The following is a 13,537-nucleotide window of genomic DNA, read 5'->3' on the forward strand; positions in this document are numbered from 1 at the left end:
GTTTGTCGGGTGGCGGCTGCGCCTTACCCGACCTACGGTCCTGTTTGCCCGGTAAGCGCAGCGCCACCGGGCATAGCAAGCCTCACCGGCATCCCCGACCGCCGTTCCAGCTCAGCGGCTGCACCCTCGCTCACGAGCTGCGACCGCAGTGCAGCCGTAATGGGCAGCGGCACCTTGTTTGTCGATTCAAATTCTGCGCGATTACGTGATAATGGCTCATGAATTTCCACCCAGCGGCTGCCATCCGGCTCGGTGGTCACTTTTACGGGCTGATCGATAAGCTGTACCCGCGTCCCCACCGAAACGTTATCAAACAGGTATTTGATATCGTTATTACGCAGGCGAATGCAGCCCTGGCTGACGCGCAGGCCGATGCCGAAATTCGAGTTGGTACCGTGAATCGCGTACAGCCTGCCGATATAGAGAGCATACAGCCCCATCGGGTTATCCGGCCCGGCGGGGACGAACGCGGGCAACGTTTTCCCCTCTTTCGCGTAAGCGCGCCGCGTGTTGGGCGTTGGTGACCAGGTTGGGCCTTCCTGCTTGCGCTCAACGGCGGTTACCCAGTTACGCGGCGTCTCGCGCCCGGCCTGACCAATGCCAATAGGCAGCACCTCAACCGTATTGCTGCCGGGTGGATAATAGTAAAGACGCATTTCCGCGACGTTCACCACAATCCCCTCGCGCACCGTTGGTGGCAATATTAACTGCTGCGGCACCACCAGCTGGGTACCGGCACGCGGTAAAAACGGATCTACCCCCGGGTTAGCTTCCAGCATATTGCTCAACCCCTGCCCGTGCTGCGCTGCAAACGCTTCGAGCGGCAGGGTATTGCCTTCAGGTACGGTGACGGTTATCGACGCTCCCACCAGGCGGCTCCCCTCGGGAGGCAACGGGTAAGTGACAGCAGATGCAGCGGGAACCAGCATACAAAGCGTAAAAACGAACGCGACAAATCGAATCATAGTGTTCTGTACTCATCCAAAAGAGAAAGCCTGCCGGTGGGCAGGCTTATCATACTCACGCAATCACTTTTTCGTCGTGCGCCATCTCCGGGTAAGGACTTTTTCCGCTTCAACGATCATGAACATCGCGAACCCGACCAGGAAAGTAATGATCCAGTAGCGGAACGGCAGTGCTTCGGTACCGAACAGCATTTGCATGAACGGCGCATAGACGATCAGAAGCTGAAGCGCCAGCAGCACGCCGCTCACAATCCATATCCCCTTGTTAGCCAGCAGACCTTTACTCAGGGAGAAGCCGTCGGTGACGCGGCAGTTGAGCATGTAAAACCACTGGGCAGTCACCAGCATTTGCAGCAACACGGTGCGGATGAACTCCGGCGAGTAGCCGCGCGGTTGTAGCCAGGCCTCCAGCACAAAGGCGCTGATGGCAATCATCAGGCCGACAAACACCACGCGCCAGATGGCGTAACCGTCCATCACGTGCAGGTTAGACTTACGCGGCGGCCGGTTCATGATGTCCTTCTCACCCGCTTCAAACGCCAGACCAAACGACAGCGTTGCCGAGGTTGCCATGTTCATCCACAGGATCAGTACCGGTGTTAGCGGGATCAGGTTCCCCGCCAGCAGGGCGATAATGATCAGCAGAGCCTGGGCGATGTTGCTGGGGATCACGAACAGAATGGTCTTTTTCAGGTTGTCGTAGACCCGACGCCCTTCATGGACCGCCCGGGCAATGGTGGCAAAGTTATCGTCCGTTAACACCATGTCGGCGGCTTCTTTGGTGACTTCAGTACCTTTGATCCCCATCGCGATGCCGACATCTGCCCGCTTCAGCGCTGGCGCATCGTTCACCCCGTCCCCGGTCATCCCGACCACTTCCTGTTTACTTTGCAGCGCCTGCACCAGGCGGAATTTATCTTCCGGGCTGGTTCGGGCAAAGATATCGTATTTTTGCGCCGCCTCGCTCAGCTGATGGTCGTCCATCGCCTCCAGCTCGCGCCCGGTGATGGCGCTCGCCGCGTTGCCAATACCCAGCATCTGCCCGATGCTCATCGCCGTTTGCGGATGATCCCCGGTGATCATTTTCACGCGAATGCCCGCCTGTAGGCAGTCGGCAATGGCCGTAATGGCTTCCGGGCGCGGGGGATCCATCATGCCCGCGATGCCGAGCAGAATAACGCCCTCTTGCAGATCGGCATGGGTCAGCTCGTGCTGGCCGCTGGCGGCTGGCTTCCAGGCCGCAGCCACCATGCGTAATCCTTCGCGCGCATACTCTTCAATCTTCTCTTCCCAGTAGTGCAGGTTGAACGGCTCGAGCCCGCTGTGGGTCTGCTGGTGCTGACAAAGACGGAAAAGGACGTCCGGCGCACCGGTGATTAACATTACCTCTTCGTCGCCCAGACGATACAGGGTGGACATGTATTTGTACTGCGAATCAAAGGGGATTTTACTGCGCAACTCGGCATCAACTGCTGGCAGCGGAATTTTGGCCGCCAACACCTTCAGCGCGCCTTCGGTGGGGCCGCCGGTGATTTTCCATAACCCCTGCTCATCTTTGATCAGCTGGCTGTCATTACAGAGATCGACGGTGCGCAGATAGCGCTCCAGCACAGATCCCTGGGTCACGCTGACTGGCGTTGGATCGTCAACAGGGTGAATAGTGCCCACCGGCTCGTAGCTGTCGCCCTCCACGCGGTAGGTGGTATCCGCGGTGATCACCGCTTTTACCGTCATCTCATTCATGGTCAGGGTGCCGGTTTTATCCGAGCAGATAACCGTCATCGCCCCCAGGGTTTCCACGGTAGGCAGCTTGCGAATAATCGCCTTGCGGCGCGCCATCGCCTGCACGCCCAGCGAGAGGATGATCGAGATAATGGCCGGTAATCCTTCCGGCACCGCCGCCACCGCCAGGCTAATCAGCGACAGTACCAGCTCTGAAACGGGCATATCGCGGAAGATGAGGCTGAAAACAAACAGCGCCAGCATCATGACCAGAATGGTGATGAAAATGGTCTTGCCGAGCTTGTCCATTTGCACCATCAGCGGGGTACGGTGTTTTTCAATGTCCGACATCATCTGGTTGATATGGCCGAGCTCGGTCTCGCCGCCGGTCGCCACCACCAGCCCTTTTCCCCCGCCGGAGCTGACCGTGGTGCCGGAATACAGCAGGTTGTAACGGTCGCCTAACGGCAGTTCGCCGCTGAGCGCATCGCTGCTTTTCTCCACCACGGTGGATTCGCCGGTGAGGATAGCCTCTTCCACCCGCAGGTTGTGCGCCTCTATCACGCGAAGGTCGGCAGGAATGCGATCTCCGGCGCGTATAACCACGATGTCTCCCGGCACCAGCGCCGTGGTGGGGATGGTTTCATGGCTGCCCTGCCGGATGACCACCGCCTCGCTGGAGAGCATATTGCGAATACTTTGCAGCGATTTCTCAGCATTGCTCTCCTGAATATGGCCAATCAGGGCGTTAATGACGGCCACCCCGAGAATGACAAACATATCCACCCAGTGTCCCATTATCAGCTTCAGCAGCGCCGCCACCAGCAGAACGTAAATGAGAACATCGTTGAAATGGGCCAGAAAGCGCAGCCAGCCGGGTTTACCCGGTTTTTGCGGTAAGGCATTTTCACCATATTTGTCCAGCCTGACGGTGGCTTCCGCACTGCTAAGTCCGTCCAGGCTGGATTGGATATTTGTCAGGGTTTCATCAACGGTCTGTTGATAATACGGACGGTGAGGCTTTTCTGTTATCATCGTTCCTTCCTCGGGTTCTTTTCAGAAATCACCTTGCTTTCATGCAATTAACGAATAACGAAAACAGGAACATGCGCATAACGTACGATACTCGCCGCCTCTGAACCTAATAAGTGGGTTTGAATATTTGGATTGCGCGACCCCACAATAATTGCGCCGGCGTTAAGTTCATCCGCCAGTTTGATCGCCTCATCACGTATATTCCCGCTGCGAACGTGAAGATGAACATTTTCTTCCGGCAGGTTGATTTTTTTTACCAGCGCGGCAAGTTTTTCTTTAGCATTATTAACCATATATTCATCCATCTTTCTCGCGTCTGCAATAAAACCGCGGGTCAGTTCAGCCGAGAACTTTGGCATAACGTACAGCAGATGAACGTCACCCGATGCGCTTTGCGCGAGGAACTGGGCATGCTGTAGCGCTTTATCTGACAGCGCTGTTTCGTAAACATCCACCGGCACCAGAATCGTTTTATACATATCAAGCATCCTTTTTATAACCAACACAGTTGTGAGTGAATCAGGAGAGATCGCATCAAACCAGGGGGTATATGCGCGAAGGCCTTTTACGGAAAAAAGGGATGAATGCTATTAAACGTAGCACAGGAATATCAGGTTGTTATTCAAAGCGAATACGCTATCGTCACACGTGTTTCGCCTTAGCCTGCCACGCCACTAATAATGGTTATTTAACATTTATTTATTCACCGACTATGCTCATAGTCAGGCATGCAATACGTTTATTCATATTTACCCTGCGCCACCTTCTACCTCATGGAGGAATGCATGTACGGTTTAAGCCTGATTCGCCTTGGTTTGTTTATCGCGCTTGCCATTATCGCCAGCACAGCAATCGGTTTATTTACCTATGTGGTCGTCTCGGCCCTGGCAGAATAGCGCCACCCCAGCATTGATGACGAAATAAATAAAACAATTATTATCAGGGGAATACTGTGAAGCGCTACGTCTCTCTTCTGCCCGCTGTGTTATTACTGCTGACGGCGTGCGATCCTAAACCCGATCGCGCCGCGCCCCTGCCGAAAATGGTAAAAGTCGCAGAGGTGGTGAAGGCCGGCAACGCGCAGCAGCGCGTCTTTCCCGCCCGCATCGAATCCGGCGACGCTACGGATCTCGCATTCAAACGTGCCGGGCAGATTGAGACCCTGGACATTCGCCAGGGCGCCGTTGTCAAACAGGGGCAACGGCTCGCCAGTCTTAACGATCGCGAAGCCCGGCAGCGTCTGAACGACAGGCAAACGGCGGCAACCCTGGCGCAAAGGCAATTTGACCGCTTCCAGACGCTGGCGGGACGTCAGGCCGTGTCGAAGGCCGAGATGGATGTCCAGCGCGCAAACCGCGATTCTGCAAACGCCGCGCTACAGATTGCGCGAGAAGAATTGAGCCAGATGACGCTCGTCGCCCCCTTTAGCGGGACAGCGGCCAGCGTCCATGTGCGAAATCATCAGGTCGTGTCAGCCGGCCAGCCCGTCGTCACATTGACCCGTACAGACCTGCTGGACGTGGTGTTCAGCCTTCCGGAAAATCTGTTTAAAACCTTCGACATCCGCAATGCGCAGTACAGGCCGGTGGTGAGGATCAATGCCCTGCCCGGGCGCGAGTTCACCGCAGTGTACAAAGAACACTCGGGCAGTAGCGACAGCAACACGCTGACCTGGCAGGTGATTTTAACCATGCCCCGCCCGGATGATTTTCCCGTAGTGGGCGGCGTCAGCGGGACGGTCACGGTCAATTTAACCGACCTTCCGGCGGGCGTGGGCAGCGAGGCGCTGGTGGTGCCGGTTGAGGCGGTCTTTAGCCCGGATAACCGCCCGCGCAATGAGCCGCACGTCTGGGTGGTAACGGGCGAAGGCGAAACGTTGCACCTGGAAGATCGAAAGGTCAGCGTGGGGCAAGTTAGCGCTGAGGGCATCGTCGTCGTCGACGGGCTTAAGGCCGGTGAACGCGTGGTGGCCGCAGGCGTGGGCGAGCTACACGCCAACCAGCCGGTACGCATCTGGATGCGTGAACGGGGACTGTAATGGATATCTCTCGTCAGTTTATCAGTAATCCGGTTCGCGTCTGGCTGACTATTCTGCTGCTGGGCGTGGGCGGCATTATTGCCCTGCTGAACATCGGCAGGCTGGAAGATCCGGCGTTTACCATCAAAACTGCGGTGGTGATCGCCCATTATCCGGGCGCGTCGGCGCAGCAGGTTGAGGAAGAGGTCACCCTGCCGCTGGAAAACGCGCTTCAGCAGCTCCCTTACCTCGATAACGTCAGCTCCATCTCCTCCAACGGCCTGTCGCAGATCACGGTCAATATTGCCTCGCGCTACCACTCAGATGAGCTACCGCAGATCTGGGATGAGCTGCGTCGCCGGGTGGGAGATGCCGCCCGACAGTTTCCGCCGGGCGTAGTCGCCCCGTTTGTGAATGACGATTTTGGCGACGTGTTCGGCTTTTTCTTTGCCATTTCCGGCGATGAATTCAGCAATCCGGAACTGGTGCGGTATGCCGAGCAGCTGCGCCGGGAGCTGGTCCTTGTACCGGGCGTGGGCAAAGTTGCCATTGGCGGTGCCATCACTCAGCAGATTAACGTGGACATCTCTCTGACCAAAATGGCCGCCCGCGGGATAACGCTGAACCAGCTTTCCGCCCTGTTAAGCAGGCTGAACGTGGTCTCCAGTGCCGGAGACATCCCCGCCGGGACCGAGTCCATTCGCCTGCATCCTACCGGGGAATTCGAGAGTATTGACGAGCTTGCCGATCTGATCGTAACCCCGCCCGGCGCTGGGGCGGCTACCCGCTTGCGGGATATTGCCACCCTGTCGCGCGGGCTGGATGCCTCCCCCTCCAGCATCTACCATGCCAACGGCAGAAAAGCCGTCACCATGGGCGTCTCCTTTATCCCCGGCGTAAACGTGATCGACGTGGGACATGCGCTGGAGGCGAAGCTTGAGCAGATGTCAGCCGAAAAGCCGGCAGGCATCCATATTGACCTGTTTTACGATCAGGCGGCGGAAGTCGGTGATTCCGTTAACGGATTTATCATTAATTTCCTGATGGCGCTGGCGATTGTCGTCGGTGTGTTGCTGATCTTTATGGGCGTACGCAGCGGGATCATTATCGCCTTTTCCCTCGCGCTCAACGTGCTGGGCACGCTGCTGATCATGTATCTCTGGGGCATTGAACTTCAGCGCATCTCGCTGGGGGCGCTGATCATCGCCCTCAGCATGCTGGTGGACAATGCCATCGTGGTTGTCGAAGGGGTACTGATCGCCCGGCAGCAGGGCTCACCCCTGCTGAGCGCCATTAACCACATTATTCGCCGTTCTGCGCTGCCGCTGCTGGGGGCGACGGTCATCGCCATTCTGGCCTTCGCGCCCGTCGGGCTGTCGCAGGACTCCACTGGCGAATACTGTAAGTCGCTGTTTCAGGTTCTGCTGATTTCGCTCATGCTGAGCTGGTTCTCTGCCCTCACCATTACGCCGGTGCTGATCAAATGGTGGCTGTTTAAACACGAGGCTGCGCCGCCAGAGGCCGACAAAACGGACCCCTACGACAAACGCATCTATCGCATTTACCAGGGTTTGCTCAGGGCGCTGTTGCGGCGTAAAGCGCCAACGCTGGTGGTGATGGCAGCGCTGCTGGCAGCCGCCATCTGGGGCTTTGGCTCGGTGCGGCAGAATTTCTTCCCCTCCTCCAGCACGCCGATTTTCTTCGTCGACCTCTGGCTCCCTTACGGTACCGACATTAAATGGACCGAGAAGATGACCGGCGATATCGAGAAAACCATCAACGGCCAGCCAGGCGTGGAAACCACGGTCTCGACGATCGGTCAGGGAAGTATGCGTTTTATTTTGACCTACAGCGGACAGCGCCAGTACAGCAACTATGCGCAAATCATGGTGCGGATGGATGACCAGCGTAACATCTCTGCCCTGACCCGCCACGTTGATGAGTACATCGCCCGGAACTATCCGCAGGTTAACGCCAGCACGAAACGGGTGATGTTTGGTCCTTCCGGCGACAGCGCTATAGAAGTGCGTATTAAAGGCCCTGACCCGGACAGGCTGCGCCTGATCGCCAGCCAGGTAGACAACATCCTCACGCGCGATCCGGCCACGGATAGCGTCAGGAACGACTGGCAAAACCGCAGCAAAGTGATCCGCCCGCAGTACGTTATCGCGCTGGGCCGCGAGCTTGGCGTGGATAAGCAGGACGTGGATAACGCACTGGAGATGAATTTCTCCGGCAGCCGGGCGGGGCTGTACCGTGAAGGCAGCGATCTGCTGCCCGTGGTGGTGCGCCCGCCGGAAAGCGAGCGGCTGGACGCCAATCACCTGAATAACGTCCTGGTCTGGAGCCAGACCCGGCAGCAGTATATCCCGCTGAGCAACGTCGTCAGCGGCTTCGCGCTGGAGTGGGAAGATCCGCTAATCCTGCGTCGCGACCGCTCCCGCGTGCTGACCGTGCAGACCGATCCCGACCCGCTAAGCCAGCAAACCTCCGGCGATATTCTCGCCCGGGTGAAGCCGCAAATTGATGCGCTCCCCCTGCCCCACGGCTACAGCATCGAGTGGGGCGGGGACGCGGAGAACTCCAGCGAAGCGCAGCAGGGGCTGTTCACCACGCTGCCGCTCGGTTATCTGGTGATGTTTGTGATCACGGTGCTGATGTTCAGCTCGGTGAAAAACGCCGTCGCTATATGGCTAACCGTGCCGCTGGCGCTGATCGGCGTGACGCCGGGTTTTTTACTGACCGGGATCCCCTTTGGCTTTATGGCGCTGATTGGCCTGCTCAGCCTGAGCGGGATGCTGATCCGCAACGGCATTGTGCTGGTAGAGGAGATTGAACAGCAGAAAGCGCAGCAGGATCAGCACAGCGCGATCGTTTACGCCGCCACCTCGCGCCTGCGCCCCATCCTGCTCACCGCCTTTACCACCGTGCTCGGGCTCGCTCCTCTGCTGCTGGATGTGTTCTTCCAGAGCATGGCCGTTGTGATTATGTTTGGACTTGGGTTTGCTACAATCCTGACGCTGCTGGTACTCCCGGTAATTTACGCGTGTTTCCATCGTAAGGACGAAGCTGAACAACAATGAATGCGACAGGGCTGAACATCATCAAGACGCTGGGCTGTATGACGGCGGTGACTTTCTTCACCATCTACAATACCTGGGATCGGTACGATTATGACTATCACTGGATCCTCGGCTTTTTAACGTTTATCTCGACCATCGCCACGCCGCTGTTTTTTGTGGTGGCGGGCTATCTGGATGGGCAATCCCGCCACGGCACCCGCTGGCAGCTTGATAAGATCAAAAGCCTGGTGATCGTCTTTCTGTTCTGGGTGACCATTTACTACCTGTGGGAGCCCTATCAGCGCGGGTATCTGATCCAGCCCTGGTTCGTGTTCGCGTTTATCGTAATTTACACATTTCATCCTGTGGTGGAGTGGCTCAGCCAGCGGCGAACGCTTTTCGTTGGGGTAATTGCCGCCCTGCTGCTTTTCTCCTACGGGTACGATTTGCTGTCAGCGCTCTATCCTGACGTTCATGTCCTTTCGCTGTCGCCGCAGTATCGCCTGTGGACGTGGCTGCTGTTTTATCTGACGGGACAACTCTTTTGCGATCCGCACATCGCGGCGTGGATCGGCCGCAAAAACGTGGTCAGGGCAGCGGTGATTGCCATCCCGTTTATCTATCTGTTCACGTGGTTTTACGAGCGGCACTTCTTTTTTGCCCTGTTTAAAGCGGACAGAAACGCCTTTATCCTCACCGGATCGCAAATCTACATTCTGATTATCGCCCTGGTAATCGCGGCCAACGGCGTGCGCTTTCGCCGCAATGCGGAGTTTAAAGAGTCCGTGCTGGCCGCCATTAGCAAAACGATGACCGGGGTCTATATTATGCACTACTCGGTGTTTCACCTGCTGACGGCGCTCATTCCGGTGACCTCTCTGAGCATCAAGCTGGCCCTGATTGTGCTCACCTTTATTACGTCGGTCCTGTTTTCGCTGCTCATCCTCTCCAACGCGGTGGCCAAAAAGGTCATTACCCTTTAAAAGCCCAGGCGCAGCCAGGCAAACAGCACGTTACCGTTGTTGTAGGTGCCGGGAATATAGGTGAACTGGACGGTAACGCGCTTGTATCCGGCTGAGAACAGGGGAAAGATAAACGGCAGCGGTACGTAGTTAGCAAAGTCGTCGCGCGCGGTGATCCCCGCCGCGGCGCCCAGACCCAGACGGAAATCTTTCGCGTTATCCAGATACCAGCCCTTCTCCCAGCCGTAGCCCATCGCGGGCTGCCACTCGTTGTGGGAATCTTTAAACATCATGGCGAAGAGCGCGCTCCAGTTGCCCTCGTCGTTGTAACGAGACACGCCCAGCCCACCGCCCCACGGCATTTCGTTGTAGTTGTCTGTTTTCTCTTTGTCATACATGAAGCGGGCGTGCCAGCTCAGAAACGGCAGGTAGAGATCGTAACGCTCCGGCTGTTCCCAGGTCTGGGAAATATCGTCCGTGACCGCATCCCACCAGCGGTGAATGCGCTGTTCACCATAGACTTTCGGCTCCGCATACAGCGGCGAAGCCACCAAAAACAGGACTACCCAGAGTGCAGGAAAGAGGCGTTGCATCGTTATTCCCTCAGCTTACGTCACGCAGCGATCACTATTACTGTAAACCATTCAGCCCTAACCGGAGCCAAACAGGCTGATTTATATTGGGCCCGGGTAAGATGAAATTTATTTATTCAGCGCTTTCAGGAAAGATAAAAACGTTTTCTCTGGCCGCCCGTCGCGGTAGTCTCATACCTTCCGTCACGATGACGGCCGCAATGTGAGTGACCTTTTCTTATACCAATAATTAAAAATCAGTACAGACAGGACAACTATGGACTCCACCCTCATCTCCGCTCGCCGCAGCGAGGAGACGCCTTCGCTGAACCGCGCCCGCCGCGCCGCTTTAGGTAGCTTCGCAGGCGCCGTCGTCGACTGGTATGACTTTCTGCTCTACGGTATTACCGCTGCGCTGGTATTTAACCGCGAATTTTTCCCCCAGATTAGCCCCGCCATGGGCACGCTCGCCGCATTTGCCACCTTTGGCGTCGGTTTTCTGTTTCGTCCGCTGGGCGGCATCATTTTCGGCCACTTCGGTGACCGCCTTGGCCGGAAACGGATGCTGATGCTCACCGTCTGGATGATGGGCATTGCCACCGCGCTTATCGGTATTTTGCCTTCCTTTGCGTCGATTGGCTGGTGGGCCCCGGTGTTGCTGGTGACATTGCGCGCCATTCAGGGCTTTGCCGTCGGCGGTGAATGGGGCGGCGCGGCATTGCTGTCCGTGGAAAGCGCGCCGAAGCACAGGAAGGCGTTTTACAGCAGCGGCGTGCAGGTGGGTTATGGCGTGGGGCTACTGCTTTCCACCGGGCTGGTGTCGCTCATTAGCCAGCTCACGACAGACGAGCAGTTCCTGAGCTGGGGCTGGCGCATTCCGTTTATCTTCAGCATTGTGCTGGTCATCGCGGCCCTGTGGATCCGCAACGGCATGGAAGAGTCGGCTGAGTTTGAGCAGCAGCAGCGCGAAAAACCGGTCGCGAAAAAAAGGCTGCCGGTGATGGAAGCGCTGGTGCAGCACCCTGGCGCTTTTCTGAAAATCATCGCCCTGCGCCTGTGCGAACTGCTGACCATGTATATCGTCACCGCCTTCGCCCTGAACTACTCCACCCAGAACCTCGGCCTGCCGCGTGAGCTGTTTCTGAACATTGGCCTGGTGGTGGGCGGGATCAGCTGCCTGACCATCCCCTGCTTCGCCTGGCTCGCAGACCGGTTTGGCCGCCGCCGGGTTTACATCACGGGCGCGCTTATCGGCACGCTCAGCGCCTGGCCGTTCTTTATGGCGCTGGAGGCGCAGTCGGTGTTCTGGATCGTCTTCTTCGCCATCATGCTCGCCAACATCGCCCACGATATGGTGGTGTGCGTGCAGCAGCCGATGTTTACCGAGCTGTTCGGCGCCAGCTACCGCTACAGCGGCGCGGGCGTGGGATATCAGGTGGCGAGCGTGGTCGGCGGCGGGTTTACGCCGTTTATCGCCGCCGCGCTGGTGACCTTCTCCGGCGGGAACTGGCACAGCGTGGCGATTTATCTGCTGGCAGGCTGCCTGCTCTCCGCCGCGACCGCCCTGTTCATGAAGGAAACGCGCTAGGCCGATCTCCTCACTTTAGTTTCACGGGCGTGTGACATACTATCGGGTATTGCCGCACACCTGTGGAACAAGGAGACAGACATGAATAATAAGGGCTCCAGCCTGACCCCGGCTCAGGCGCTGGAAAAACTCGACGCGTTGTATGAGCAATCCGTCAACGCACTGCGCAGCGCCATCAGTGACTATATCGAAACAGGGAAACTTCCCGATGAAAAGGCCAGAACTCAGGGCCTTTTTGTTTATCCATCGCTCTCTGTCACCTGGGACGGCAGCGCCAGCAGCAATCCGAAAACCCGCGCCTATGCACGTTTTACCCACTCCGGCTGTTACAGCACGACCATCACCCGCCCTGCGCTGTTCCGCCCCTACCTGGAAGAACAGCTCACGTTGCTGTATCAGGATTACGGTGCGCATATATCCGTGGAACCGTCGCTGCACGAAATCCCTTACCCGTACGTGATTGACGGCTCGGCGCTAACGCTGGACCGCTCCATGAGCGCGGGGCTGACGCGCCACTTCCCAACCACCGAGCTTTCGCAGATTGGCGACGAGACGGCGGACGGAATTTATCACCCGGCAGAATTTTCACCGCTCTCGCACTTTGACGCCCGTCGCGTGGATTTTTCGCTGGCGCGCCTGCGCCACTACACCGGCACCCCAGCCGAGCATTTCCAGCCGTTCGTGCTGTTTACCAACTACACCCGCTACGTGGACGAGTTTGTTCGCTGGGGCTGTAGCCAGATCCTCGATCCGGATAGCCCTTACGTCGCCCTCTCCTGCGCGGGCGGGATCTGGATCACCGCTGAAACCGAAGCGCCGGAGCAGGCCATTTCCGACCTGGCGTGGAAAAAGCACCAGATGCCGGCCTGGCACCTGATCACCGCCGACGGCCAGGGCATTACGCTGATTAATATTGGCGTTGGGCCGTCGAACGCGAAAACCATCTGCGACCACCTGGCGGTTCTGCGCCCGGACGTCTGGCTGATGATTGGCCACTGCGGCGGCCTGCGCGAAAGCCAGCTGATTGGGGATTACGTTCTCGCCCACGCGTACCTGCGCGACGACCACGTCCTTGACGCGGTTCTGCCGCCGGACATTCCTATCCCGAGCATCGCGGAAGTCCAGCGCGCCCTGTATGACGCCACTAAAGAGGTGAGCGGTATGCCGGGTGAAGAGGTGAAGCAGCGCCTGCGCACCGGCACGGTGGTCACTACCGACGATCGTAACTGGGAACTGCGTTATTCCGCCTCCGCGCTGCGCTTTAACCTCAGCCGCGCGGTGGCGATCGATATGGAAAGTGCCACCATTGCGGCGCAGGGCTACCGCTTCCGCGTGCCTTACGGCACGCTGCTGTGCGTGTCCGATAAACCGCTGCACGGCGAGATCAAGCTGCCGGGCCAGGCGAACCGTTTTTACGAAGGGGCGATCTCAGAGCATCTTCAGATTGGTATTCGCGCTATAGATTTACTGCGTGCCGAGGGGGATAAACTGCACTCCCGCAAGCTGCGCACCTTTAATGAGCCACCGTTCCGCTGATAACAAGGACACATCACGCACACCACTCACCCGGCCTGGGATTCGTAGGTCGGGTAAGCGGAGCGCCACCCGACAAGT

The 13,537-nt window shown here is 57.7% G+C and carries 9 protein-coding genes; 5 read left to right on the forward strand and 4 right to left on the reverse strand.

Annotation, left to right across the window (positions count from 1 at the left end; genetic code table 11):
- Positions 1 to 32: 32 nt before the first annotated feature.
- The 3 genes from ldtA to N5C09_RS21275 form a co-directional block, all read right to left on the reverse strand.
- Positions 33 to 965 (reverse strand): L,D-transpeptidase, encoded by a 933-nt coding sequence (ldtA, locus tag N5C09_RS21265; protein WP_279749818.1) that lies wholly within the window; start codon positions 963 to 965, stop codon positions 33 to 35.
- A gap of 63 nt (positions 966 to 1,028) precedes the next feature.
- Complete coding sequence (locus N5C09_RS21270) at positions 1,029 to 3,722, reverse strand: cation-transporting P-type ATPase (RefSeq protein WP_279749819.1); 2,694 nt, start codon at positions 3,720 to 3,722, stop codon at positions 1,029 to 1,031.
- Between the two features lie 47 nt (positions 3,723 to 3,769).
- Entirely contained in the window at positions 3,770 to 4,201 is a 432-nt protein-coding gene (locus N5C09_RS21275; protein ID WP_063868381.1) for a universal stress protein, read from the reverse strand.
- Positions 4,202 to 4,674: 473 nt separating this feature from the next.
- Here N5C09_RS21275 and N5C09_RS21280 point away from each other — a divergent pair, with 473 nt between their 5' ends.
- The 3 genes from N5C09_RS21280 to N5C09_RS21290 are packed head-to-tail and all read left to right on the forward strand — an operon-like array spanning position 4,675 to position 9,784.
- Positions 4,675 to 5,760, forward strand: a complete 1,086-nt coding sequence (locus N5C09_RS21280) for an efflux RND transporter periplasmic adaptor subunit (protein ID WP_279749820.1) — start codon at positions 4,675 to 4,677, stop codon at positions 5,758 to 5,760.
- Positions 5,760 to 8,822 carry an efflux RND transporter permease subunit gene (locus N5C09_RS21285; RefSeq protein WP_279749822.1) on the forward strand — a complete coding sequence of 1,021 codons (3,063 nt, stop codon included), beginning with the start codon at positions 5,760 to 5,762 and terminating at the stop codon, positions 8,820 to 8,822. The genes N5C09_RS21280 and N5C09_RS21285 overlap by 1 nt, the downstream gene beginning before the upstream one ends.
- A complete protein-coding gene (locus N5C09_RS21290) occupies positions 8,819 to 9,784 on the forward strand; it encodes an acyltransferase family protein (protein WP_063868378.1) in 966 nt (321 codons plus the stop codon). The genes N5C09_RS21285 and N5C09_RS21290 overlap by 4 nt, the downstream gene beginning before the upstream one ends.
- Here the strand turns inward: N5C09_RS21290 and pagP are convergent.
- Positions 9,781 to 10,356 (reverse strand): lipid IV(A) palmitoyltransferase PagP, encoded by a 576-nt coding sequence (pagP, locus tag N5C09_RS21295; protein ID WP_063868377.1) that lies wholly within the window; start codon positions 10,354 to 10,356, stop codon positions 9,781 to 9,783. The genes N5C09_RS21290 and pagP overlap by 4 nt on opposite strands.
- Before the next feature lie 256 nt (positions 10,357 to 10,612).
- On the opposite strand from pagP, the gene shiA reads away from it, so the two are divergent.
- Complete coding sequence (gene shiA / locus N5C09_RS21300; RefSeq protein WP_063868376.1) at positions 10,613 to 11,923, forward strand: shikimate transporter; 1,311 nt, start codon at positions 10,613 to 10,615, stop codon at positions 11,921 to 11,923.
- Between the two features lie 81 nt (positions 11,924 to 12,004).
- Positions 12,005 to 13,459, forward strand: a complete 1,455-nt coding sequence (locus N5C09_RS21305) for an AMP nucleosidase (RefSeq protein ID WP_112793168.1) — start codon at positions 12,005 to 12,007, stop codon at positions 13,457 to 13,459.
- Positions 13,460 to 13,537 lie beyond the last annotated feature (78 nt).

It is taken from the genome of Enterobacter sp. GD03975 (genome assembly GCF_029838645.1).
Classification (GTDB): Bacteria; Pseudomonadota; Gammaproteobacteria; order Enterobacterales; family Enterobacteriaceae; genus Enterobacter; species Enterobacter quasihormaechei.